We start from the raw sequence: 23,428 nt of genomic DNA on the forward strand, positions 1-23,428 counted from the left end.
ATACGCGGGGCCACCGACAAGGCTCAGGGCGTCAGCTCGGCGCGGCGGGCGCGGCTGCGCGACTCCAAGTAGGCCAGGCCGAGCCGCTGGTGCGTGGCGATGGCCGCCTGGTTGTGCTCGAGCGCCTTCTCCGTACGCCCGAGCCGGAGCGCGAGCTCGGCCAGCACGTCCTGCACGGAGCCCAGGGCCGCGCTGCCCGTGCCCATGACGACGGGCTGGCCGGCGATCGGCAGCAGCCGCTCGTACATCTCCCCGGGGTCGGGGGTGCCGAGCTGGGCGGCCACGAGACCCCAGACCGGGAAGAAGAAGTCCGCCGACCAGTCCTCCCGCAGGTCCACACCCCACCGTTCGAGGAGCTGCCGCGCCTGCTCGGTGCGGCCCACGTCCAGGGAGGCCAGGATGGCGAGCGGGCGCACCATGCTCATGAGCGGACGGTCGCCCGCGGCCACCAGCTCGTCCAGCATCTCCGCCACCCGGCCCTGGCCGCGCCGGCACGTGTAGAGGACGCCGAGGTGGCGGGCCTCCTGGCCCCACAGGCTCGCTCCGAAGGAGATCGTGGGGAAGTGCTCGGCCAGCGCCTCCGCCTCCGCCCACCGGCCGTGCAGGGCGTGGTCGGCGGTCTGTGCGACGCGGACCATGGCCTCCAGCTCGGGCCGGTCGACCTCGTGCAGCAGCTGCTCGCAGCGGGCCAGGTCCCTGCTCCACTCGGCCAGCTCGCCCGCGCGCAGCAGGCACGCCATGCGCAGCACCCGCGCCACCAGCCTGGCCTCCCTGGGCAGCCCGGGGACGGCCACCATCTCCTCGGCCGCCGCCAGCCGCTCGCGGTTGCGGCCGGGTACGAAGCTCGTGATCAGGTAGTTGTTGAGCGCCCTGGCCAGCAGCATGCCGTCGCCGGAGCGGCGGGCCAGGTCGACCGCCTCGAGCGCCAGCCGCTCGCCCTCGGCGCGCCGCGGGCCGTAGTGCAGTTCGATGCCGAGCGTGCCGAGGAGCGCGGCCCTGGACCGGTCGTCGAGGTCGCCGGCCAGGAGGTCCTCCAGGAGCGCGACCATGCCCTCGTCGACGACGCCGTACGGGCGCCAGTTCCACACCGACAGGCCGCCGAAGACCGAGACCGCCGCCACCAGCGCGTCTCTGTCGCCGAGCCGCTGGGCCTGGGCGACGGCTTCGCTCAGGTCGCGGTAGGCGCCCTCGGCGTCGCCCAGGGTGCGGCGGGCCTGGCCCAGCTCGGTCAGCACGCGGCAGCGCTCGGACGAGTCGCCGGGCGGGAGATGGCCGAGCGCCAGCTCCCACAGCTCGACGGCCTCCTCGTAGCCGTGCCGCTCCGCGGCCTGCCGGGCGGCCCGCGTGGCGTACGTGACGGCCTTGGGGGCGCCGCCCAGTCTGGCCGCGGCGGCGAAGTGGCCCGCCAGGATCACGGGATCGGCGCCGGGCACGGTCTCCAGGTGTCCGGCGGCCCGCAGGTGCAGGCGGGCGCGGTCCAGCCTGGTGAGCCCCGCGTCGAGGGCCTGACGTACCAGGGCGTGGGAGAAGCGGTAGTCGGCGGCCCCGTTGGACAGCTCGGCGAGCAGCCCGGCGGCCAGCGCGGGCTCCAGCTGCGACATGACCTCCTCGACCGGGCGGTCCACGAGGGCGGTCAGCAGGTCCAGCTCCACCTCGCGGCCCGCGACCGCGGCGGCTCTGAGCAGCTCCTGGGTGGGCTCGGGCAGGCGGGCCAGCCTGCGTTCGATGACGTCGCGGGCGCCCGGAGGGACGAGGTGGCGCTCGCGTTCCGGGAGGCGGAGCAGCTCGGCGAGGTAGAACGGGTTGCCGCCCGACCGGTCGAGCAGCTCCTGCGGGTCGGCCGCCACGTCGTGCAGGCGCAGGTAGTCGCGTATGCCCGAGGCGTCGAACGGCTCCAGCGGGAGCCTGCGGCTCTCCCTGGCCAGCGCGCCCAGGGTCTCGCGCAGCTGCTCCGGGTGGTCGCCCGGCTCCGGTCTGAGCGTGGCGACGATGAGCGCGGAGGTCCTCGCCACCTCGCCCGCGACGTGGCCGAGCAGCTTCAGCGAGGAGGCGTCGGCCCAGTGCAGGTCCTCGAGGACCGCCAGCAGGGGGCCTTTGCGCAGCTCGGTCAGTACGGCGTCGTACAGGTCGAACAGCTCGGCGTGCGGGCGCGGAGGGATCAGGCCCGCCCTGGTCCAGGGCCAGAACGCCGGAGCGGTGCCGCCGTCGAGGCACCGCCCCCATTCCACCCTGAAGCCCCTGGCGGCGGCGAGGTCGGCGGCGGCCCTGGCCAGGCTCGTCTTCCCGATGCCCGCCTCGCCGGTGACCAGGACCAGCCCGCCCCTGCCCCGTCTGGCCTCGGACAGCAGCTCCTCCAGGGCCCTCAGCTCGCCCTCCCTGGCCACGAGCCTGTCCCCGTCGAGGACGGGGACAGGCCTGGGGCTGTCCGCGGGCGCCGCCTCGCCTCTCGCGGGCGTTCCCGCGTCCAGTTCGGGCGCCTGCTCGAACACGGCCTGCTCCAGCCGCCTCAGCTCGGGCCCCGGCTCGATCCCCAGCTCGCCGGCGAGCAGGGCGCGCACCCTGCGCAGCGCCGCCAGCGCGTCGGCCTGACGCCCCGCCCGGTACAGCCCGACCACCAGCAGCCCCCACGCCCGCTCCCGGTAGGGGTGCGCCTCGGTCAGCGCCTCCAGGTCGGGCACGCTGGCCTCTCCCAGCGCCAGCCGGGCCTCCAGCCGGTCCTCCTCGGCCGCGAGCCGCAGCTCGCCCAGCCGCGCGGACGCCACCGGCGCCAGATCGGGGAACTCGGCCAGCGGCTCCCCGCGCCACAGCGCGAGCGCCCGGTCCAGCACCCGGGCCGCCTCCGCGTGCCGCCCCTGCTTCACCAGGCGCGCGCCGTCGGCGGCCCAGGCGGCGAAGCGACCCACGTCGGTCTGGCCGGGCGTGACGTTCAGCAGGTAGCCGGGCTCGCGGGTGAGCAGCACCTGCGGCGGCGTGCGCGGCTTGCGGTCCGGCTCCAGCACCCGCCGCAGATGCGAGACGTACGCCTGCAGCGTCGCCGTGGCCTTGGCCGGCGCCTCCCCCGCCCACAGCTCCTCGATCAGCCGGTCGAGCGGGACGACGCGGCCGGGCTCGAGCCCCAGCCTGGCCAGGACCGCCCGCTGTTTGCGGGTGCCCAAGTCGAGCCGGTTGCCCTCGTCGTCGTCCACCTCAAGCGGGCCGAACAGTCTGAACTCCACGAACCCCAAGTCAACCCCAACTCCTCCTCAAGTCCTAAAACGCACCCTGGATGCATGAACGAACTGAAGAATCTGACGAGCGGCCGCGTGTTCCTCCCCGGCGACGAGGGCTTCGACGAGGCGCGCCGGCCGTGGAACTTGGCCGTTGACCAGCCGGTGCGCGCGGTCGTCGAGGTGGCCGACGCCGACGACGTGGCGGCGGCGGTCGGTTACGCCCGCCTGCACGGGCTGGCGGTGACCGCGCAGCCGAGCGGCCACGGCCCCTCCGGCGACACCGAGGGCACGATCCTGCTGCGTACCCGCGGGCTCGGTGGAGTGGAGATCGACAACGGGGTGGCCCGCGTCGGCGCGGGCGTGAAGTGGGGCGAGGTGCTGGCCGCGGCGAGCCCGCTCGGATTGACCGGCCTGGCGGGCAGCTCGCCCGTGGTGAGCGTGGTCGGGTACACGCTGGGCGGCGGGCTGAGCTGGTTCAGCAGGAAGTACGGCTTCGCCGCCGACGCCGTGCGAGCCTTCGACGCGGTGGACGCCGAGGGCACGCGGATCAGGGTGACGGCCGATCGGGATCCGGAGCTGTTCTGGGCGCTGCGGGGCGGCGGCGGCGACTTCGCGATCGTGACGGCGATGGAGTTCGAGCTGCCTCCCGCCCCCTCGCTGTACGGCGGGCGGATCATGTGGCCGATCGAGCGGGCGCCCGAGGTGCTGGACGCCTTCCGCGAGGTCACCGCGTCAGCGCCGGACGAGCTGACGGTCTGGTTCGACCTGCTGCAGATCCCCGGCGGCTCCGGGTTCGTCATGATCGACTGCACCTACCTGGGCGAGGAGCCGGGCGGGCTGCTGCGGCCCTTCGACCTGATCGACGGGGCTCTCAGCGACAACAGGAGACTGCTGCCGGTCGCCGAGCTGGGCTCCATCTGCGACGAACCCACCGACCCCTCGCCGGGGGCGAGCCGGTGCGAGCTGCTGACCGGGCTGGACGACCAGGTGGCCGGCGTGCTGCTGGGCGAGCCCATCGACCCGCTGATCAGCGTGCAGATCCGGCATCTGGGCGGCGCGCTGACCAGGCCCGCGGACGGTGGCGGCGCAGCGGGGCACCTCGACGAGCCGTACCTGCTCTACGGGATCGGACTGCCTTCCGAGGCGACGGCCGAGCGCCTCGAGCGGCTGGGCAAGGCGCTGGTGCCGTTCACCAGCGGGCGCAAGCCGTTCACGATGCTGCACGGGGGCGAGCAGGCCGCGGCGGCTTTCCCGCGCGAGTCGCTGGCCAGGCTGCGCGACCTCAAGCGGTCCCGCGACCCGCACGGCGTGATCAGGGCGAACTTCCCCGTCCTCGGCTAGATGTCGCCGAAGTCGCCGTGGCGGCCCGCGCCCGACGCGAACCGGGCGGCGCCGCCCACGGCGTCGGGCAGCGAGACGAGACCGTGCCGGAGCTCGTTCCGCATCGCCTCCTCCTCGCCCAGCCCGTACTGCTCCAGCGCCGACAGCCGGTCGCCGCGCAGGCAGGTCTGCGGGAAGCGGGCGACCTCGCGGGCCAGCTCCTCGGCGTGGCGCCTGGCGGTGCCGTCGGGCACGAGCCGGTTGGCCAGCCCCCACTCGTAGGCCTCGCGCCCCTCGACGGCGCGGCCGGTGAGGATCATGTCCATGGCCCGCGAGGCGCCGATGAGCCTGGGCAGGCGCACGGTGCCGCCGTCGATCAGCGGCACCCCCCACCTCCGGCAGAACACCCCGAACACCGCCCCCTCCTCGGCCACCCGCAGGTCGCACCAGAGCGCGAGCTCCAGCCCGCCCGCGACGGCGTGCCCGGCCACGGCGGCGATGACCGGCTTGGTCAGGCGCATCCTGGTCGGGCCCATCGGCCCGTCGCCCTCCTCGCCGATGTGGTTGTCGAGCGCCTTGAGGTCGGCGCCGGCACAGAACGTGCCGCCCTCGCCCCACAGCACCGCCACGGCGGCGTCGGAGCCCTCGAAGTCACGGAACGCGTCCGTCAGCGCGTCGGCGGTCTTGCGATCGACCGCGTTGCGCGCCTCGGGCCTGCTGATCACCACGGTGGTGACCGGTCCCTCACGCTCCACGCGTACGGTCATGCCACCCTCCTCGGGAAAGCGTGCGGTTCTCCTCGGGAAACGTGCCGAGCGTACGCTGATGCGGAGGTCCCGGCCAGCGACAAGCCCCGCTACGGCCGGCGCATTTCCGATGTCACAGCCGGAAGCCGTGCTCTCGCTCCAGGTACTACGGTAGTGCCCTGCGAGGGAGCACCGACCGGATCCGTACCTCTGAGTGGACAGCCGTGGATCGAGCTGAGCTCGCTGTGCCACCAGCTTGAGTGCTCGGTGTTCTGGCACTAGTGCTCCGAACAGGGGAATGCGTGTTGAACGAATGTGCGGCATGATCCTTTGCGTAGCCGATGCCGATCCCGGAGATGCCATGACAAGCGTCTACGACAGCGAACGGCTGGCGGCAAGCTACGCTTTCGACCGTCCTCCGGTGCATCAGCAGATCCTCAAGTCGGTTCAACTTAAGCGTCCGGTCGGGCGAGCACTGGATGTCGGATGCGGTGCCGGCGTATCTACTGCCGCGCTCGCACCGTTGGCCGAGTATGTGATCGGCCTGGAGCCGGTCCCTGCGATGCTTGTGCACCGACGATCGGTCGCGCCATCCGCTCGATTCGTCATCGGCGCAGCGGAGGGACTGCCATTCGCCGCAGCGTCGTTTGACCTGGTCGCCGCCGCTGGTTCGCTGAACTACACCGAGCTTTCGTCGGCCCTTGCCGAGGTAGCCCGCGTCTTGACTCCAGACGGGGTCTTCCTGCTGTACGACTTCTCGCAAGGCCGGTACTCGCTGGCAGGTGACGCGCTGGCGGCGTGGTTCAAGTCGTTCGAGCAGCGGTTTCCATCACCACCTGGATGGCGGCCGCTGGCCGTACAGGAGTTGGCCCTCGCCGGGACGGGGTTGCGCCTGCTCGACCACACCGACGTCGAGATTCCGGTACCGATGACACTCGGCGACTACCTCCGTTACGTGCTGGGCCAGGTCAACGTGGACGGTGCCATCGCGCGCGGGGACGTCAGCGCCGAGCAGGCGCGCGACTGGTGTCACCGCACGCTTGCGGAGGTTTTCCGGAACGGGGAAGTGACCGTGGTTTTCCCAGGATATCTAGCCACGCTGGCCCCGACCGGCGGCGGCTGACCCGCTGGATGACTTGCCGCGAACTGGTGAAACTCCTGCGCCGCCGCATCCTTCCGGCCCCCTCGACCTGGCAAGAATCGCCGGACTCGGCGGTGTGACAGTTGACCGGGCCGCTCAGCGCGGACCTTGCCACCTAGGCGCTTGACCTGGTGCCTATGACCGGAGCCGGCTCCAGCCTTACGCGCGACCTTGCCGAGCCGGAGAGGAATCCCCCGACGTCATTATCAAGCACACACGTTCAGCAATCGAACGGCTACACTGTGCAGTGTGACCCCCGCATATGCTCTGACCTACACTCAAGACATGAGCGACAGCGCCTTCGAGGTCCCGCTGAACGAAGCCGACGGCCACCTGCCCGAGGTCATCAGTGCCGCCTCCGAGCGTGGCGCGATCGCCTACCTGACCGATCACGGCCGTCGAGTGGCCGCCATTGTCCCCGCCGACGACGCGTGGTATTGGACGCCCGGCTGGCAAGCGGCCGAAGCCGAGGCCGACACGGATTTCCGAGACGGCCGCAGCCGACGTTTCGACAGCATGGATGACCTCTTCACCGAGAGCGACGCCATTCGCGGGGAGACCTCCGCTTGAAGTACGAGCGGTCCGACTCGTTTCTGCGGGATCTCTCACGACTGCCTTCAGAGCATTACGCGCTGTTCAAAGATGCGGTCTGCAAACACTTCCTGCCCGCGCTCACCCAGGGAGCCCACACGGGTCACCTGCCCTGGCCGGTACGGCTGCGCATCCACAAACTCGCCGGCACCGACATCTACTCCATGACATGGAACTTCGCCTCGCCGGACGGGCGCGCCACCTTCCGCTTCACCACGGAGGACGACGGCGAGACGATCCTGCAGTGGCGGCGCATCGGCGACCACTCCATCTACGACCGCCCCTGAGAGCGGCCGCTGCGGCCTGAGCGCATGCCGCAGCTCGCCTTCGCCACCCGGTTACCGGCTGGATACCGCCCAGCAGACGGCATCGTTGATCATGCGTGAAGTATGCCGGGCGGGGCCGACGATTTGTCGTTCGCTGTTGCTATGAATTGCGCCATCATCAGATATTTCGCAGAACAGGGTGTTCGATGGCATCAGTGGTGTTTCGCGATGAGACGGCGACCGGCCGGGCGTTAGAGGAGTTCTCCCTCCCTGACCTTCCCGAGCGGATCTCGGCCCGCGAGCTCGTACGGCTCCGCGTCCGCGAGGAGGTGGCCCGCTACAACGCCGCCCCGTCCCAGCACTTCCGCGGCCTGGTCAAGCCGACCGACGCCGAGGCCGAGCTGAACGGCTACCGGATGCGCACCGCACGAAGGCTCGACTGGGAGAAGCAGGCCGACGCCGCCGAGGCCGCGTTCGCCCGCAACGGTTTCCTGCTGCTGATCGACGACCGGCAGATCGAGGACCTCGACGAGGAGATCGACCTGACCGCCGATCCGGTGGTGTCGTTCGTCAAGCTCGTTCCCCTGGTCGGAGGCTGATGTGGACGCGTGGGGTCACCTGAGCCAGGCCGACGAGGAGGAGTTCGCGCGGCTGGACCGGGCTTTCGAGGAGGGAAAGCCGATGGCCGGCGAGCCCGGCGAGATCTTCGGCGTATGGGCGGTGGACCGATTCTGCGCCGTCCCGGCCGACCCTCGCCGCCGCGAGCTGCTCCGCCAGGTGTCCGAGAACATGCCGGCCTGGTCCAGGAACACGGTGGCCGGTCTGTGGCGCCTGGTCTATTCGGGGCCTCAGGATGACGCCGATCTCTACCAGGTGCCGCTCGCCGCCACTGCCTCGATCTCCTACCCCGAGCGGCGGATCGCGCTGGACTGGGTGCCCGAGGGCTTCCGCCGGTATCGCCCGCAGGCGTGGGAGATCCTGCGCGGCCCGGTGACGGAGCTGCTGACCGAGCCGGAGACCGGCGATCCCGCCGCGGCCGTCCGCAACGTCATGTGGGAGGACGACCCGTTCGCGATCCGGCTGGCCGCCGAATTCGCCTCTCGGCTCGCCTCCCCCGAGGTCCTGCCGCTGCTGCGGCACTGGGCCACCGCCACCGCCTCCAAGCCCAGCCCCACGTGGCTCAAGCGGACCGCGGCCCTGCTGAACGCGCCGGCCGCCGACGTGATCGCCGACGTCCTCCGCCAGGTGGCCGCCCATCGCGAGGCGACGTTCCGGCACCCGTACCGCGATGTGGAGTGGACCGAGACCGTCTTCCTGCGCGAGCGCACCGCCGTTCCGCTGCGCGGCATGGTCTGGACGTGCGAGCTGATCGACGAGCCGTGGATGACCGCGCTGCTCGGCGACGTCGCCGTGACCTGCGGCACCGGCATCGGCGGGTCGGGCGCCAACGCCCGCAGCGAGCTGCTGGCCAACGCGGCGATCGGGGTGCTGGCCCGGCGCGGCGGCCTGGAGGTGGTCCCCCAGTTGGCGCGCGTGCAGGCCAAGGTACGCAAGAAGACCATCCTGGCCGGGGTGAACCGCACGCTGGAGGCGGTCGCCGAACGGACCGGGCTGGCACCCGAGCGGTTGATGGACCGCACCGTCCCGACGTTCGGCCTCGGACCCGACGGCATTCGTACCGAGCACGGTCTCCGGCTGTCGTTAGACGGCGCCGTCGCCTACGAAGGCCGCAAGACCATCCCCAAGACCGTCGACCGGGACCTGCTCGCCGAGTTCAAGGCCACCGCCAAAGAGTTGAAGAAAGCGCTGCCCGCCGAGCGCTTCCGCGTCGAGCGCGCTCTGGCCACCGAGCGGATCTGGCGCTGGCACGAGGTGTGCGAGTACTACCTCGACCACCCGGTCACCGGCGCCTTCGGCCGCGCCCTGATCTGGGAGATCCTCCAGGGCCCCGCCGGGCTCCCGGTCCAGGTCGACGGCGCCTGGGAACTGACCGACCCAGCCGGCCGCCGCATCCAGCCCCGCCCGGACACACCCGTTCTCCTGTGGCATCCGATCGCGCACTCGGCGGACGAGGTGCGCGCCTGGCGCGACCACCTGATGGAGATCGGCCTGCGCCAGCCGTTCAAGCAGGCCTTCCGCGAGGTCTACCTGCTCACCCCGGCCGAGGAGGAGACCCGCGACCACTCGCGCCGCTTCGCCGGCCACCTGCTGCGCTACGGCCAGGCCAAGGCACTGCTCACCGGCCGCGGCTGGACCGGCCTGTCGCTGGGCCACTGGGGCTGGGTGTACGGGTCCGGCGAGTCCGAGGCCACCAAGGAGCTTTCCGACAGCCTGACGGCGCACTGGGACTTCCACCTCGACGCGGATTCCGGCGAACGGGACGACTACGGCACCGCCTCCATCTGCGTCAGCGGCGTCATCCACTTCACCAGCGGCATGCGGGACCGCGTGCCGCTGGCCGAGGTGCCGGCGCTGACGTTGTCGGAGACGCTGCGTGACGCCGATCTGGCCGTCGGCGTCACCTCCACCGGCCTGGACCCGGAGGGACACGGCGAATACTGGCAGTCCTACGGCTTCGGCGACCTGACCGAGTCCGCCCAGGTCCGCCGCGACGCCCTGGCCAGGCTGCTGCCCCGCCTGGCGATCGCCGACCGTTGCACGCTGACCTACCGCTTCCTGCACGTGCGGGGGGATCTGCGCACCTACAGGATCCACCTGGGCTCGGGCAACATCCTCATGGAACCCAACGACGCCTACCTGTGCATCGTCCCCCGCGGCTCCGGCGACCAGGTCTTCCTGCCGTTCGAAGAGGATGGCGGCATGCTGTCGATCATCCTGTCGAAGGCGTTCCTCCTGGCCGCCGACACCGCGATCAGCGATCCCTCCATCACCCGCCAGATCAGAGGCTGAGCGCTCCCACGAGGAGATCGTCGAAGCGGTCCAGGCTCTCGGCCGCACGGTCGATACCGCGCAGCGGGCCGTGGTCGGCGAGGTGCGTCTCGGCGTACAGGCGGGCCACGAGCGCCTTGCGGCCGTCGTCGAGCCCCCACGTCGCCTGGTTCTCCAGCAGCGCGGCGGCGTACACGTCGGCCATGAACTGCGCCAGCGGATACAGCCGCGCCTCCGCCACGGAGGGCTCCAGGGCCGCCCACGCCGAGACAGCCTTGGCGAGGTCGTCGATGCGCGCGTGCACCAGGTCGGAGGTGGCCAGGTCGCGCAGGCGGTCGAGAAGGGGCAGATGGGCCTGCTCCTTCACCATCGCGCGCCGCACGTCGAGGCAGAGGATGTTGTCGCCGCCCTCCCAGATCGGGTTGACCTGGGCGTCGCGCAGCAGCCGGGCCACCGGCCACTGCTCGATGTAGCCGTTGCCCCCGTGCACCTCGATCGCGTCGCTGGCCGCCGTCACGCCGAGCCGGGCGGCGCGGAGCTTGATCAGGGCGGGGGCGATGCGCAGGCGGGGGCCGACGTGGCCGTCGAAGACGAGGGCCTGGGCGGCCTCGACCTCGACGATCAGCTCGCCGAGCTTGCGGCGCATCAGCGGCTGGTCGATGAGCGGCCGTCCGAACGCCTCGCGCGCCCTGGCGTAACAGATCGACTCCACGAGCGAGCGCCTGGCCACGCCGGCGCCCATCATGGCCACGCCGAGCCTGGAGGCGTTGGTGAGCTTCATCATGGTCCCGAGCCCCGAGCCGGAGCCCTCTCCCGACAGCGGAAAGGCCTCGGCGTCGGTGAACTCGACCTCGGCCGACGCGACCGACCTGGTGCCGAGCTTGTCCTTGAGCCGCCTGATCCGCACCCCGTTGCGGGTGCCGTCCCGGCGCTCCCACAGCACGAGGAACGGCGACACGCTCCCGTCAGGGCGCCTGGCCAGCACCACGAACGCGGAGCCGTTGGCGTTGGAGGCGAACCACTTGAAGCCCGTCAGCAGCCACGCGTCGCCGGCGGGGACCGCCGTCGCCTCCAGCGCCGCCAGGTCCGAGCCGCCCGTCCGCTCGGTGAACATCTGAGCGGCCTCGCCGGAGTAGAAGCCGTTGGCGAAGATCTCACGCACCCGTTCGCGTACGTCCTCCGGGGCGTACTTCTCGGCGAGGGAGACCACCATGTCTCCGCCCGTGCCGAGCGCGCAGCCCATCCCGATGTCGGCCTGGTCGAGCAGGTACGTCCAGGCGGCGGCGAGCGCGGCCGGATTCGCCCCATGGGCCCGGGCCTCTTCCGCGAACGACGGCGAGGTGAAGTTGTCCTCCATGAGCGCCCGCCTGGCCGTCTGGAACGACGGCGGCATGACGACCTGGCTGACGTCCCTGCCCCACTTGTCGTACTTCTCCAGCCTCGGCGGGTTGCGGTCGGTCTCCTCGGCGCACTCGGCGACGAGCCCGCCCATCAGCGCGCCCAGCCTGTCCAGGTGCGGCTCGGCCCAGGCGAATCCTTCACCCAGGTGCCGCCGCATGAGCAGCCGCAGCGTGGGATCGCAGGTCCACCAGTTGCGACCGGCCGCACCCTGGTAGCGCTCGGTGGCGTAGCGGTCGCTGTGGTCGAAAGGTTCGATGAGATAGCGCCCCATACTCGCGAGTGTTACATATACTCGACACGCGATGGAAGAGCGTAACAACCTGAGTGCCAGATCGGCCGTGCTGAGCGCGCTGCTGGGCAGCCACCCGCCGCGCCTTCCGGCCCGTCATCTGGTGCACATCGGGGCGCTGTTCGGCATCGCCGAGGGCACCGTACGGGTGGCGCTGTCACGCATGGTCGCGGCGGGCGACCTCCTCCAGGACGGCCGCTTCTACACGCTCTCGGAGCGGCTCGTCGAGCGCCAGGCCCGGCAGGACGAGAGCCGCGACCCGCACACCAAACCGTGGGACGGCATGTGGGAGGTGGCCGTGGTCACCGCGGAGCGGCGGGCGCCCGCCGACCGGGCCGCGTTCCGGCAGACCATGACCGCGCTGCGCCTGGCCGAGCTGCGCGAGGGCACCTGGATGCGGCCCGCCAACCTGGTCCGCCGGTGGCCGGAGACCGTCACCGCGCAGTGCACGCTGATCGACGGCCGCCCGCACGGCGATCCCACTCCCCTGCTGTGGGACCTGGACGGCTGGGCGGCCGAGGCCCACCGGCTCGAGCGGGCCCTGGAGCGGGCGGAGGGGCTGGCCGAAGGCTTCCTGGTCTCGGCCGCCGTGCTGCGCCACCTCCTGGCCGACCCCCTGCTCCCGGAGGAGCTGCTATCGGCCGACTGGCCGGGCGCGGAGCTGCGGGCCCGTTACGACGACTTCGACCGCCGCTACCGAGAGGTGCTGTACGAGCACCTCAACCGTCTCAAGGACTGAGTCACAGGGGCACGCCGAAAATGATCCGCTTGTTCCTGAACTCGGTGACGCTCCACAGCTTGCCGCCCTGCACCGTCAGGTCCTCCGGCCCGATCGGGAAGCCCCTCGTCTCCAGCTTGCCGTCGGTGTGGACGAGCAGCTTGCCGTTGGCGGCCGCGCCGGCCGCCTGGCTCAGGTACCACTTCCCGCCCCACGAGACGGCCCCCTGGATCTTGGGCTGTCCCATCACGAAGGCGTCCTCGGGCTCGCCACCGGACAGGGCGAGGGGCCAGCGGGCCACCCAGCCGCCCGGGTCGTTCTCCCGGTACTCGCCGCTGACCAGCCGCGACGTGCCGCGGCTGCGGTCGATCGAGAGGAACGAGAAGTGCGGCCCCTCCTTCGCGACCCGCCAGAAGTCGGTCTGCGGCATCACATACCGGTAGCCGAACGCGTGGAACTTGCCGCTGTGCCGCCCGATCCGTTTGGGGTCGCCCAGGTCGTTCTGGGCGGTACGCAGGTCGAGCACCCGGTTCAGGTCGAAGACGCGCAGCCCGTTCTTGGTGTCGGCGATGTAGACGAGGTCGCCGTCGCACGCGATGCCGCCCGCGTGGATGTTGATCGGCCCGTACGAACCATCCGGCTTCGCCTCGACCAGCAGCGCATGCTGATATTTCAGGGTTTTAGGGCTGAGGAAGGACACCCTGATGCCCCGCTCCCCCGCGTCCGGCTTGAAGTACCAGGTCGCCAGGAACGCCGGCACCCCGATGGAGCCGGACTCGTCGGAGCAGGTCAGCCCCTGCGGATACCAGTCGACGGTGTCCTCGTCCTTGTCGTCGAAGGCGTACCACTCGACGGGCCGCGGCCTCATCGACCCGATCGCGCCCGAGGCCCCTTTGTGTGCCGCGACCCGGTTGGCCTGCGCCAGCACCGCCTCGACGCCGGTGCCGCCGATCTCCCCCGCCAGCTTGGCCGCCCCTTCGGCCAGGTCGCCCGTCTCCTGTCGCAAGGCCAGACGCGCCTTGTCCGTGGGTACCATCCCCGTTGCCGCCATTTGATCCTCACCTTTGCCGTCCTTTGACCAAGTTTGACGGACGGCAAGCGACGGAGGTTTGCGTTCAGCGCCACAAATGTACCGGCAGCCCCGACAGCGCCAGCTCGCGGTAAAGCTGTACGAGCCGCCCCCGGTCGCCGCGGAACCGCTCCAGCGCTTCGCACTGCCACGCCGCCCCCGTACGGCGCAGCCTGGTCCGCTGCGCGATCACGCCGAGCGCGCGGTCGGCGTCGGACGGCGTCACCCCGGCCGCGAGCAGCCCTTGCCGCGCCTCGGGCAGCAGCCGGAGCACGAGGTCGGCCGCCTCGAACTCGACGTCTTCGCCCGGCCAGGACAGCTTGGCGTCCAGCCCGTGCATGGCCGCGCGGTAGAAGTTCTGGTACGCCTGCGCGAACCGGTACCCGGTCAGATCCCGCTCCGCCTGCGACAACGTCAACCCGATCAGGAACGCCGTGTTCGCCGCCATGTCCGCGCACGAAGGCCCCGCCGGCAGCGCGCGCATCTCGATCCGCAGGTGGCCGCCGTCCGCCGGGTCGTAGACGGGCCGGTTCCACTGCCAGATCGTGCCCTGGTGCAGCCGCAGCTCGGGCACCTCGTACGGCTCCGCGTCGTCCGTGAGGCTGGGCATGACAGGGTCGTAGTCCCGCACGTACCGCTCGAACAGCTCGTAAGCGCCCTCACGCACCCAGTCGGAGCCGAACGTGACGCGCCCGTCCCTGCGCTCGCGCCGCTGAACGTCCCGGTCGTCGGCGGCCTCCTCCATCAGCGCGATCCGTGTCTCCTCCCACAACCGCCTGCCCAGGAAGAACGGCGAGTTGCCGCACGCCGCCAGCACCGGGCCGATGGCGAGCTGGGCGGCGTTGAACAGCCGGGCGAACCGATCGGGCGGCGTACGAATGTGCACCTGCCAGGAGGTGTTGGCGCTCTCGAGGATCACGTCCTCCACCGAGAGCTCCAGATCGTCGATCTTGACCAGGAACGGCTCCAGCCGCAGCCGCCTGATGCCCCTGCTCATGGCCCGGTAGCGCTTCTGGTCGCTCATCGCGCCGACCGTGAAGTCCTCGGCGTCGAGCGTCGGCAGGATGCCGATGGGCAGCGCGCCGCCGCCCTCCACGGCCTCGTCCACCTTGGTGATCGTCTCCTGCACCTCGTCACCGAGCCGCGCGAAGGGCTCGCCGGCCAGGGGCGTCGGGGTCAGGTTCACCTCGATGTTGTAGCGGCCCAGCTCGAGCACCACGCGCGGGTCGTCGAGGGCGTCGCGCACCTCGCTGTTGCGCGGCAGCGGCCGCCCCCGCTCGTCGATCAGGAACAGCTCCAGCTCGGCCCCGATGGTGGCCGGGCCCTGGCCGAAGCCGGGGGTTGCGAGCAGCTCGCGCAGTACGCCGAGCTGCTCCTGGATGCGCTCCCCGAAGGCGGCGTACTCCGCCTCGGTGAATCGCTCCTTATCCAGATCTCGTCCCATCACCCCCTTCTGTCCGATTCATTGGTCTTGACACCTCACCAAGGGATCACGCCGGCATCCTCCAGGTACGCCCCGGTGGGGCCGTCGGCGCCGAGGGTCGCGAGCCGCACGGCGATGGCCGCGCCCTGCTCGGCCGTCCTGAACCCGGTGTGCCCGTTGAGGTCGGTGGCGCAGTAGCCGGGGTTGGCCGCGTTCACCTTGATCGGGGTGTCCATCAGCTCCTTGGCATAGCTGACGGTGATCATGTTGAGCGCGGTCTTGGAGGAGTTGTAGGGGAGCACGTTGAACTGCCAGTAGGGGGTCTCCGGGTCCATCGCCATGGTCAGCGAGCCGAGCTCGCTCGTCATGTTCACGATCCGCCCGGCCTCCGACTGCCGCAGCAGCGGCAGCATGGCGTTGGTCACCGCCACGACGCCGAACACGTTCGTCTCGTAGACCTCCCTGACCGCCGCCGCAGGGGTGGTACTGGGGGTGATGGAGCTGATGTCGCCGCCGATCGCGGCGTTGTTGACCAGGATGTCCAGCTTTCCGTACTCCTGCTCGATCCACTTCGCGGCGGCGGTCACGCTCGCCTCGTCGGTCACGTCGAGCCGCACGTACGGCTGCCCGAGCCGCTCCGCGGCGGCCCGCCCGCGCTCCTCGTCCCGCGCTCCCACGATCGTGGTGACATCCTGCCCGGCCAGCAGCCGCGCGATCTCGTAGCCGATTCCCTTGTTGGCGCCCGTGATGAGTGCGATCTTCGTCATGCCTCCACGTTCACGCAGGTCGCAGCCGGTCCGGGAGAGACCTGGAGAGCCTGGTATCAGCGGTACCACCCACGTGCGGGCCGCCATGGCGGAGGATGGAGGACATGAACCGCGACGGACTCGCCGACTTCCTGCGCATCAGGCGCGCCCACGTCACCCCCGCCGGGGTGGGTCTGCCGGCCGGCGACCGGCGCCGCACGCCAGGACTGCGGCGCCAGGAGGTCGCGCAGCTGGCGGGCATGTCGATCGACTACTACATCAGGCTGGAGCAGGGCAGAGGCCCGCATCCGTCGCGGCAGATCCTCAACGCGCTGGCCCGGGCGCTCATGCTGACCCAGGACGAACGCATCCACCTGTTCCACCTGGCAGGCCAGGCCGTAGAGGCCCCGCAGATCAGAGAGGACGTACCCGAGAGCCTGCTGCACCTGATCTCCTTCCTCGAGGAGGTCCCCGCGTACGTGCTGGACGCCCGCTACGACATCCGCGCCTGGAACCCCCTGGCCGGCGCCCTCATGGGCGGCCTCGACAGCGTGACGGACGAGAACAGGAACGTCATCCGCTGGGTCTTCATGTCCCCCGACATCGCCGAGCACCTCGACGACGAGGAGAAGAGCCGCTTCGCCCGCTCATCGGTGGCCGACCTGCGGGCGGCCATGGGCTGCTACCCCGACGACCGCAGGCTCCAGGCGCTGGTCGCCGAGTTGCTCGCGCTCAGCCCTCACTTCGCCGAGCTGTGGTCCAGGTACGAGGTCGAGGTCCGCAGGGAGCAGCGCAAGCAGGTCACGCATCCGGCGGTCGGCACGATCGACGCGATCTGCCAGGTCATGTCCGTGCCCGACCGTGACGACCTCCGTCTCGTCCTCTACACCACCGAACCCGGCTCGCCGTCGCACCAGGCCTTGCGCGACCTGCGGCAACTGACTCTAAGCTCATGAGATGCAAGCGGTTGCCTTTGATGTCTTCGGTGGAGAGCTCGACGTGCGCGAGCTGCCTGATCCGTCCCCCGCGCCACATGGGGCGGTGATCAGGGTCGAGGCGACGGGGCTGTGCCGTTCCGACTGGCACGGCTGGCAGGGGCACGACCCCGACATCAAGGTCCTGCCCCACGTGCCGGGCCACGAGCTGGCGGGCGTCGTCGAGGCGGTCGGCTCCGACGTGCGCGGCTGGCTGCCGGGGGCGCGCGTGACCGTCCCGTTCATCTGCGCCTGCGGCTCGTGCCCGTCCTGCGCCACCGGCGACCAGCAGGTGTGCGAGCGGCAGACGCAGCCGGGCTTCACGCACTGGGGCTCGTTCGCCGAGTACGTGGCCATCGACCACGCCGACGTCAACCTGATCGCGATCCCCGAGGACATGGCCTTCGTCACGGCGGCCGGGCTCGGCTGCCGCTTCGCCACCGCGTTCCGCGCCGTGGCGCAGGTCGGCGAGGTACGTCCCGGCGAGTGGGTGGCGGTGCACGGCTGCGGCGGCGTGGGCCTGTCAGCCGTGATGATCGCGACGGCGGCCGGGGCCCGCGTGGTGGCCGTGGACGTCAACACCGACGCCCTGCACCTGGCCGAGCGGGCCGGGGCCACGCACTTCGTCAACGGCTCGGCCGGTGACGCGGCGGCCCAGGTCAGGGAGCTGACCAGGGGCGGCGCTCACGTCTCCATCGACGCGCTGGGCAGCCCGCAGACATGTGCCGCCTCCGTCGAGAGCCTGCGCCGCAAGGGCCGTCACGTCCAGGTGGGGCTGCTGCCGGGCGGGCCGACTCCGGTGCCGATGGGCCGGGTGATCGGCTACGAGCTGCGGCTGCTGGGCAGCCACGGCATGGCCGCGCATGCGTACCCGCCGATGCTGGAGATGATCAGGGCCGGGATCCTGCACCCCGACCAGCTCATCACCCGCACGATCGGTCTGGCCGACGCCGGCAAGGCGCTGGCCTCGATCGGATCGGTGCCGGGTGTCACGATGATCACTCCCCGATCCGGACACTGATCGTCCGGAGTCCGGGTCCGTTCGCCGAAAATCCGGTTATTGGTCTGACCGTCACAAAGCAAGACTTTTTACAATCGAGTCGATACGTCAGGATTAGGGGGCCCGCAGACGTTGTAAACCTGGCCGACCGCAAGGACGCATGGTGATCCGCGCCCATGACACAGGTCCGCGACGAGTGTCTTCCACCCCACCCCCGATATGCGGTTGGATCGACGGAGCCAGACGTGTTGCGAGAACCCATGACTTCCCGGCGGTGCCCCGGTTAACCAGACCCGTCCGCTTCCGGACATCAGACCGGATCAGACGATCCCACTGATCGTGGCCAAAGGTCTTTCACCGGACCTCAACCGTGATATCCGGGCGGAGCCGTGGCGGCGCCCCTGGTTAACCGGACCAATCGGGCCCGTATGGTGGGCGGCATGGAATACACAAGACTTGGCAACACCGGTTTGAAGGTCTCCCGCATCTGCCTCGGCATGATGAGCTACGGCGATCCCGCCAAGCAGGAGTGGGCACTGGCGCGCGACGAGGCGGAGCCAATCATCCGCAGGGCCGCCGACGCGGGCGTGACGTTCTTCGACACCGCCGACTTCTACAGCCTCGGCGCCAGCGAGGTGGTGACCGGCGAGGCGCTGCGCGCGATCTTCCCCCGGCGTGAGGACTACGTGCTGGCGACCAAGGTGTACTTCCCCATGGGCAGGGGCGCCAACGACCGCGGGCTGTCACGTAAGCACATCCACGCCGCCATCGACGCCTCGCTCCAGCGCCTCGGCACCGACTACGTGGACCTCTACCAGATCCACCGGTGGGACGAAGAGACGCCCATCGAGGAGACCATGGAGGCACTGCACGACGTGGTCAGGGCCGGCAAGGCCCGCTACATCGGCGCCTCGACCATGTGGGCGTGGCAGTTCTCCAAGGCGCAGCACGTGGCCGAGCGGAACGGCTGGACGAAGTTCGTCTCGATGCAGAACCACTACAACCTCCTCTACCGCGAGGAGGAGCGCGAGATGCTGCCGCTCTGCGCCGACCAGGGCGTGGGTGTGATCCCGTGGAGCCCGCTGGCGCGCGGCGTGCTGGCCAGGGCGGGCTCGTCGGCGACGACCGCGCGGACGGGCTCCGACGAGCGCATCGACTTCCTGTACGACCCGGAGAACGACAAGGCCATCCTCGACCGGGTCGCGCAGGTCGCCAGGGACCGCGACCTTCCGGCCGCCCAGGTCGCGCTGGCCTGGCTGCTCCACCAGCCGACTGTGACCGCGCCGATCGTGGGGGCCACCAAGGACCGGCACGTGGACGACGCCGTGGCGGCCGTGTCGGTGTCGCTGACCGAATCGGAGCTGACCTTCCTCGGCGAGCAGTACCGCCCGCGAGAGGTGCGCTTCTAGCGGTTCCCGGATTGTCGGCCCGACCTTCTAGGGTGTGGGCATGCGGGCAAATGAGGAGGCGGCGGCGGCGCTGCAGGAATACGCGGAGTTGTTCGCGCTCTGCGGCGGCGACGCCTTCCGGGTGCGCAGCTACCAGAAGGCGGCCAAGGCTATCGCCGGGTTCCCTGAGGACATCTCGGTGGTCGACGTGCGCGGCGTTCCCGGCGTGGGCGAGGCGATCGCCAAGAAGATGGAGGAGTTCCTGCAGCGCGGGAGCTTCCGCCAGCTCGACGACCTGCGGGGGCGGGTGCCCGACGGCGTGCGCAGGCTGACGCGGGTGCCGACGCTGGGGCCCAAGACGGCGATCATGCTGTTCGAGGACTTCGGCATCGACTCCACCGCGGCGCTGAGCGAGGCGATCACCTCCGGCCGCCTCGACGGCGTCAAGGGCCTCGGCCCGAAGACGCTGGCAAACCTGGTCAAGGGCATCGAGCAGCTCGAGCAGTCGGGCCGCCGCGTCCACATCGGCGTCGCCATGTCGCTGGCCGAGCAGGTGATGGCCTCGCTGCAGGCCGAGCGCATCGCGTACGCGGGGTCGCTGCGGCGGATGAAGGACACGATCGGCGACATCGACATCCTCGCGGTCGCGCCCGAGTCCATCATGGCCGGCTTCCGCGCCCAGCCCTACGTCGCCGAGGTCATCGCGGCCGGCGACAAGAAGACCTCGATCCGCACGACGTCCGGCATCCAGGTCGACCTCCGCGTGGTGCCCGCCGAGTCGTGGGGCGCGGCGATGCAGTACTTCACGGGCTCCAAGGAGCACAACGTCGCCATCAGGGAGATGGCGGTGAAGAAGGGCTGGAAGCTGTCGGAGTACGGCCTGTTCGAGGGCGAGCGGGTGATCGCCGCCGCCTCGGAGGAGGACATCTACGCCGCGCTCGGCATGCAGTACGTGCCACCGCCGATGCGCGAGGACGGCGGCGAGGTCAAGGCGGCGCTGCGCGGCGAGCTGCCGGCGCTGGTACGGCTGGAGGATCTGAAGGGCGACCTGCACACCCACACCGACCTGACCGACGGCATCGCCTCGCTGGAGGACATGGTGGCGGCCGGGCACGCCCGCGGCTACGCGTACTACGCGGTCACCGACCACGCCCCCGACCTGGCGATGCAGCGGATGACCCTGGACAAGGCGCTGGAGCAGCGGGGGCAGGTGGCCGAGCTCCAGGAGAAATATCCCGACATGCGCCTCCTGCACGGCACGGAGCTCAACATCGCCCCCGACGGGTCCGTCGACTGGCCCGGGGAGATCCTCGCCGAGTTCGACGTGTGCGTGGCCTCGGTGCACTCCCATTTCGGGATGTCACGCGACGAGATGACCCGGCGCTTCATCGCGGCCTGCGAAAACCCGTACGTGGACATCATCGGGCATCCGACCACCCGCAAGATCGGCAAGCGGCCGGCCGTCGACGCCGACTGGGACGCCGTCTTCCGCGCGGCCGCCCGCACGGGGACCGCCATGGAGATCGACTCCTTCCCCGACCGGTCCGACCTGCCGTCGGACCTGGTGCGGCTGGCCAAGCATCATGGGGTGAAGTTCTCGATCGACAGCGACTCGCACGCGATCCCGCACCTGGCGAACCAGCGGTTCGGGGTGGGGATCGCGCAGCGGGCCTGGCTGACCACGGACGACGTCATCAACACCTGGCCGCTGGACCGGCTCCTCGCTTTCCTCGGCCGATAACGCCAACGGCGTCGCCTTCTCGGCACGACAAGGCGACGCCACCAGTGCCCTTCGACCGGCAACGCGGTGCCCTTTACTATGTAGATTCGTAACTCGCCCCTTCTCTTGTCGCCGGCTGCCCAATGGCCGCCCTGCCTCACCGCGGCTCAGCCGCCGGTACGCACCCCCCCTTATGGGGGATCTTGCCATCGCCCATCTGAGGGAAGGCCCGTGCGATATTCCCCTCCCGGGGGGAGCCCAGCACGGGCGGCCGGCGGAAGGATCGTCAGTGTCGGACGTCGGCACGGAGAAGGCGAGGGCCAATTGACGCGGTGGTCACCGGGGCAGGAGGTGCGGCCGGCCGCCGGGATCGTCGGCGCGCGGTGGAGCTCCGCACGCAAAGTAGCGGGCTATGCGGCCGCGCTGACGATGTCGCTCTATCTGGTGGTCAAGGTCATCTGGATCGTGGCCGCGCTGGCCGGGCATGGGCCTTCGGACGTCGGCACCGCCGGCTGGGTCGGGCTCAACACCGTCACGGTGGGGATGTCCGGGGTCGGGGTCGTTCTGGGACTGGCGTTGGCCCAGCGATGGGGGCGGCGACTGCCCGCACTTCCCGTGATCTTCCTTTCCTGGGTGGGTGCCGGCTTCCTGGTTCCGATGCTCCCGTACATGATGATCAGCGCGGTCCTCGATGCGTCCGGCGTGGACCGGGGCGGCGGCGCGGAGCCGGCGCCCGGGTGGGAGACGGTCTTCATCGGCATCGGTTTCGCCGGGATGGCGGCAGGGCTGGCAGTGGCCCTTCCGATCTATCTGAGGGAGCGATGGCCGAGTCATTTCCTGGGGCGGGTCGGACAGAGCCGGCCCCGCGTCTCATGCTGGGCCAGGCCGGGGATGCTCGCGGCCGTGGTGCTGGGCTTGCTCTGGCTGTACTGGGGGTTCGGCGGGACGATCGGCCTGGACACCGCCCATCTGGATCTCAACGGGCGGCTGCTGAACGGGAACGCGGGACTGTGGGCTCTGATCGGTGGCTGGAGCATGCTGGTGCTCGACCGTCGTCGCCCTGCCCGGCTGCCGCTGTGGGTTCCGATGACGCTGGTATTCGCGGCTTCGGGGTCGCTGTTCGCCTGGAGTTGCTGGAAGCTTCCGCTGGCCCTCATCCGGCCCTGGGACTACATGCCGGCGGAATATCCCGTTGTCGCGGTGATCGAACATGTTCTGAGCATCGGCGCGAGCGTGGCCCTTCTGGTCGCCGCCATCAAGCTCCCCGCTGCTGATGCGCATGGGCCGAAGACCACCGTTGCGGCGGCGGAGATCCGGGGGACCACCGCGTCCTCGGAATGAAGGCACTGCCCCGGCAAGGCGGCCGGCCAGGTGCCGGTGGCGGGACCTGGACTGAAGCTCGGGTGCGGTACGGCCGGCCTCGGGACCTGCGGTGCCGCTGACGGACGTCCTGAATCGATCGCGATCCGGTGATCAGCTCAAGCGCGCCAACGCGATCGCGAGGTCGACTCCGGCGAGGGCCCGCCGGACAATGATCAACCGGGCCACGCACAGCTCGCCGACGGGCACGTCGAGCAGCCCGCCCTGGCAACCTGAAACGAGACGTTCATCGGCCGCCGTCAACCCTGAGGATGACAAACTCTAGGCGGATGTGCCGGGGCCAAGAATACGAAAGAGTGTTCCCGCCAGCCCGCCCGCCACCACGGAGGCCACCGCTACCGATGAAGAGGATGCCGAGAGATCGGCCGCGCAAGCTGTGGGCCCGGATCCTGGCGGCCCTGACGGCCCTGCTGGTCGCGGCCGTCGCCGGAGTCGTCCTGGCCTACCCGTCAGTGGCCGCGACCACCTGCCCCGGTTGTTACGGCCTCACCGAGCTGGAGCAGGGCGTCTACGCCGAGCCCGGCCTCTCAGAAGCCCAGAGAGCACAGATAAGGCAGGTGGCCGCGGACGCCCGCAAGCGGGTGGCGACCTTCTACGGCACTCGAGTGAGCTCACCCACTCTGCTCGTCTGCCTAACGGAGTCCTGCTACCAGCACATCGGCGGCGGTAAGGAGCGCGGCATAGCGATCCTCAACCGCTCGGTGATGCTGTCGCCACGCGGCGTGAACGCGGTGATCTCCTCCCACGAGATGTCCCATGTCGAGCTCCACACCCGCCTCACGTCGGGGGCGGAGGTCCCGCAGTGGTTCGACGAGGGCCTGGCCGTCGTGGTGTCCGACGACCCTCGCTACTTGGCCTCCAAGTCGTCCCCGGACCGCTGCCTGGTCGCGCCGACCGTCCCGCTGCCTGCCACGCTCGAGGAGTGGACGGGCACGGCAAGCAGGGATCCCGGCACGTACGCCAAGTCCGCCTGCCAGGTGAGCCGCTGGCTCCACCAGAACGGAGATCACGCGGCCATCCTGTCCTTGATCGAACGCCTCAACGCCGGCGAACCATTCGCCTCGATCGTGAAGCCCACATTGCCCAGCCGCACCGAGCCGTTTCCACCCACGCATCAGTGACCTCCATCCCCGATCGGCGGCCAGCGGGCTCGAGTTC

Annotated in this window: 20 protein-coding genes; 13 read left to right on the forward strand and 7 right to left on the reverse strand. The window is 70.5% G+C overall.

Annotated elements, in window-relative coordinates; genetic code table 11:
• Window positions 1-23: 23 nt before the first annotated feature.
• Window positions 24-3,215, reverse strand: coding sequence for a BTAD domain-containing putative transcriptional regulator (locus ACQPWU_RS39430; protein ID WP_433430767.1), 3,192 nt, complete (start codon window positions 3,213-3,215; stop codon window positions 24-26).
• Between the two features lie 54 nt (window positions 3,216-3,269).
• On the opposite strand from ACQPWU_RS39430, the gene ACQPWU_RS39435 reads away from it, so the two are divergent.
• The gene (locus ACQPWU_RS39435; RefSeq protein WP_433430768.1) at window positions 3,270-4,550 is read left to right on the forward strand and encodes an FAD-binding oxidoreductase; all 1,281 of its coding nucleotides are present in this window, start codon (window positions 3,270-3,272) and stop codon (window positions 4,548-4,550) included.
• On the opposite strand, the gene ACQPWU_RS39440 is transcribed toward ACQPWU_RS39435, so the two are convergent.
• On the reverse strand, window positions 4,547-5,296 hold the full coding sequence (locus ACQPWU_RS39440) for a crotonase/enoyl-CoA hydratase family protein (protein WP_433430769.1): 750 nt from the start codon (window positions 5,294-5,296) through the stop codon (window positions 4,547-4,549). The genes ACQPWU_RS39435 and ACQPWU_RS39440 overlap by 4 nt on opposite strands.
• A 340-nt stretch (window positions 5,297-5,636) precedes the next feature.
• On the opposite strand from ACQPWU_RS39440, the gene ACQPWU_RS39445 reads away from it, so the two are divergent.
• From ACQPWU_RS39445 to ACQPWU_RS39465, 5 genes are all read left to right on the forward strand, one after another.
• Window positions 5,637-6,398 (forward strand): class I SAM-dependent methyltransferase, encoded by a 762-nt coding sequence (locus ACQPWU_RS39445; protein ID WP_433430770.1) that lies wholly within the window; start codon window positions 5,637-5,639, stop codon window positions 6,396-6,398.
• Between the two features lie 303 nt (window positions 6,399-6,701).
• The gene (locus ACQPWU_RS39450) at window positions 6,702-6,986 is read left to right on the forward strand and encodes a hypothetical protein (protein WP_433430771.1); all 285 of its coding nucleotides are present in this window, start codon (window positions 6,702-6,704) and stop codon (window positions 6,984-6,986) included.
• Window positions 6,983-7,294, forward strand: coding sequence for a hypothetical protein (locus ACQPWU_RS39455; protein ID WP_433430772.1), 312 nt, complete (start codon window positions 6,983-6,985; stop codon window positions 7,292-7,294). The genes ACQPWU_RS39450 and ACQPWU_RS39455 overlap by 4 nt, the downstream gene beginning before the upstream one ends.
• Window positions 7,295-7,479: 185 nt before the next feature.
• On the forward strand, window positions 7,480-7,872 hold the full coding sequence (locus tag ACQPWU_RS39460; protein WP_433430773.1) for a hypothetical protein: 393 nt from the start codon (window positions 7,480-7,482) through the stop codon (window positions 7,870-7,872).
• Window position 7,873: 1 nt separating this feature from the next.
• Window positions 7,874-10,183 (forward strand): DUF4132 domain-containing protein, encoded by a 2,310-nt coding sequence (locus tag ACQPWU_RS39465; protein ID WP_433430774.1) that lies wholly within the window; start codon window positions 7,874-7,876, stop codon window positions 10,181-10,183.
• Here ACQPWU_RS39465 and ACQPWU_RS39470 read toward each other — a convergent pair.
• On the reverse strand, window positions 10,173-11,834 hold the full coding sequence (locus tag ACQPWU_RS39470; RefSeq protein ID WP_433430775.1) for an acyl-CoA dehydrogenase family protein: 1,662 nt from the start codon (window positions 11,832-11,834) through the stop codon (window positions 10,173-10,175). The genes ACQPWU_RS39465 and ACQPWU_RS39470 overlap by 11 nt on opposite strands.
• A 31-nt stretch (window positions 11,835-11,865) precedes the next feature.
• Here ACQPWU_RS39470 and ACQPWU_RS39475 point away from each other — a divergent pair, with 31 nt between their 5' ends.
• Window positions 11,866-12,591, forward strand: coding sequence for a PaaX family transcriptional regulator C-terminal domain-containing protein (locus tag ACQPWU_RS39475; RefSeq protein WP_433430776.1), 726 nt, complete (start codon window positions 11,866-11,868; stop codon window positions 12,589-12,591).
• 1 nt (window position 12,592) lies between these two features.
• On the opposite strand, the gene ACQPWU_RS39480 is transcribed toward ACQPWU_RS39475, so the two are convergent.
• From ACQPWU_RS39480 to ACQPWU_RS39490, 3 genes are all read right to left on the reverse strand, one after another.
• Window positions 12,593-13,621 carry a hypothetical protein gene (locus ACQPWU_RS39480; protein WP_433430777.1) on the reverse strand — a complete coding sequence of 343 codons (1,029 nt, stop codon included), beginning with the start codon at window positions 13,619-13,621 and terminating at the stop codon, window positions 12,593-12,595.
• A gap of 64 nt (window positions 13,622-13,685) precedes the next feature.
• Entirely contained in the window at window positions 13,686-15,083 is a 1,398-nt protein-coding gene (locus tag ACQPWU_RS39485) for a glutamate--cysteine ligase (protein WP_433430778.1), read from the reverse strand.
• Window positions 15,084-15,118: 35 nt separating this feature from the next.
• Entirely contained in the window at window positions 15,119-15,829 is a 711-nt protein-coding gene (locus tag ACQPWU_RS39490) for an SDR family oxidoreductase (protein WP_433430779.1), read from the reverse strand.
• Window positions 15,830-15,933: 104 nt separating this feature from the next.
• On the opposite strand from ACQPWU_RS39490, the gene ACQPWU_RS39495 reads away from it, so the two are divergent.
• The 5 genes from ACQPWU_RS39495 (at window position 15,934) to ACQPWU_RS39515 (ending at window position 22,231) form a co-directional block, all read left to right on the forward strand.
• Window positions 15,934-16,764, forward strand: a complete 831-nt coding sequence (locus ACQPWU_RS39495; RefSeq protein WP_433430780.1) for a helix-turn-helix transcriptional regulator — start codon at window positions 15,934-15,936, stop codon at window positions 16,762-16,764.
• A 1-nt stretch (window position 16,765) separates the two neighbouring features.
• Window positions 16,766-17,803, forward strand: coding sequence for a zinc-dependent alcohol dehydrogenase family protein (locus tag ACQPWU_RS39500; RefSeq protein WP_433430781.1), 1,038 nt, complete (start codon window positions 16,766-16,768; stop codon window positions 17,801-17,803).
• 419 nt (window positions 17,804-18,222) lie between these two features.
• On the forward strand, window positions 18,223-19,191 hold the full coding sequence (locus tag ACQPWU_RS39505) for an aldo/keto reductase (RefSeq protein WP_433430782.1): 969 nt from the start codon (window positions 18,223-18,225) through the stop codon (window positions 19,189-19,191).
• Between the two features lie 40 nt (window positions 19,192-19,231).
• Window positions 19,232-20,911 carry a DNA polymerase/3'-5' exonuclease PolX gene (gene polX, locus ACQPWU_RS39510; protein WP_433430783.1) on the forward strand — a complete coding sequence of 560 codons (1,680 nt, stop codon included), beginning with the start codon at window positions 19,232-19,234 and terminating at the stop codon, window positions 20,909-20,911.
• A gap of 303 nt (window positions 20,912-21,214) precedes the next feature.
• Window positions 21,215-22,231, forward strand: a complete 1,017-nt coding sequence (locus tag ACQPWU_RS39515) for a hypothetical protein (RefSeq protein WP_433430784.1) — start codon at window positions 21,215-21,217, stop codon at window positions 22,229-22,231.
• A 132-nt stretch (window positions 22,232-22,363) separates the two neighbouring features.
• On the opposite strand, the gene ACQPWU_RS39520 is transcribed toward ACQPWU_RS39515, so the two are convergent.
• The gene (locus ACQPWU_RS39520; protein ID WP_433430785.1) at window positions 22,364-22,513 is read right to left on the reverse strand and encodes a hypothetical protein; all 150 of its coding nucleotides are present in this window, start codon (window positions 22,511-22,513) and stop codon (window positions 22,364-22,366) included.
• 107 nt (window positions 22,514-22,620) lie between these two features.
• Between ACQPWU_RS39520 and ACQPWU_RS39525 the strand changes: the two genes are divergently transcribed.
• Window positions 22,621-23,391 (forward strand): hypothetical protein, encoded by a 771-nt coding sequence (locus tag ACQPWU_RS39525; RefSeq protein WP_433430786.1) that lies wholly within the window; start codon window positions 22,621-22,623, stop codon window positions 23,389-23,391.
• Window positions 23,392-23,428: the final 37 nt, after the last annotated feature.

It is taken from the genome of Nonomuraea sp. CA-141351 (assembly GCF_050944675.1).
Taxonomy (GTDB): domain Bacteria; phylum Actinomycetota; class Actinomycetes; order Streptosporangiales; family Streptosporangiaceae; genus Nonomuraea.

Coding starts and splice junctions, on each gene's coding strand:
- ACQPWU_RS39480 (WP_433430777.1), bottom strand. CDS start 13,621: ATGGCGGCAACGGGGATGGTACCCACGGACAAGGCGCGTCTGGCCTTG.
- ACQPWU_RS39505 (WP_433430782.1), top strand. CDS start 18,223: ATGGAATACACAAGACTTGGCAACACCGGTTTGAAGGTCTCCCGCATC.
- ACQPWU_RS39485 (WP_433430778.1), bottom strand. CDS start 15,083: ATGGGACGAGATCTGGATAAGGAGCGATTCACCGAGGCGGAGTACGCC.
- ACQPWU_RS39500 (WP_433430781.1), top strand. CDS start 16,766: ATGCAAGCGGTTGCCTTTGATGTCTTCGGTGGAGAGCTCGACGTGCGC.
- ACQPWU_RS39445 (WP_433430770.1), top strand. CDS start 5,637: ATGACAAGCGTCTACGACAGCGAACGGCTGGCGGCAAGCTACGCTTTC.
- ACQPWU_RS39475 (WP_433430776.1), top strand. CDS start 11,866: ATGGAAGAGCGTAACAACCTGAGTGCCAGATCGGCCGTGCTGAGCGCG.
- ACQPWU_RS39450 (WP_433430771.1), top strand. CDS start 6,702: ATGAGCGACAGCGCCTTCGAGGTCCCGCTGAACGAAGCCGACGGCCAC.
- ACQPWU_RS39470 (WP_433430775.1), bottom strand. CDS start 11,834: ATGGGGCGCTATCTCATCGAACCTTTCGACCACAGCGACCGCTACGCC.
- ACQPWU_RS39435 (WP_433430768.1), top strand. CDS start 3,270: ATGAACGAACTGAAGAATCTGACGAGCGGCCGCGTGTTCCTCCCCGGC.
- polX (WP_433430783.1), top strand. CDS start 19,232: ATGCGGGCAAATGAGGAGGCGGCGGCGGCGCTGCAGGAATACGCGGAG.
- ACQPWU_RS39525 (WP_433430786.1), top strand. CDS start 22,621: ATGCCGAGAGATCGGCCGCGCAAGCTGTGGGCCCGGATCCTGGCGGCC.
- ACQPWU_RS39495 (WP_433430780.1), top strand. CDS start 15,934: ATGAACCGCGACGGACTCGCCGACTTCCTGCGCATCAGGCGCGCCCAC.
- ACQPWU_RS39460 (WP_433430773.1), top strand. CDS start 7,480: ATGGCATCAGTGGTGTTTCGCGATGAGACGGCGACCGGCCGGGCGTTA.
- ACQPWU_RS39440 (WP_433430769.1), bottom strand. CDS start 5,296: ATGACCGTACGCGTGGAGCGTGAGGGACCGGTCACCACCGTGGTGATC.
- ACQPWU_RS39490 (WP_433430779.1), bottom strand. CDS start 15,829: ATGACGAAGATCGCACTCATCACGGGCGCCAACAAGGGAATCGGCTAC.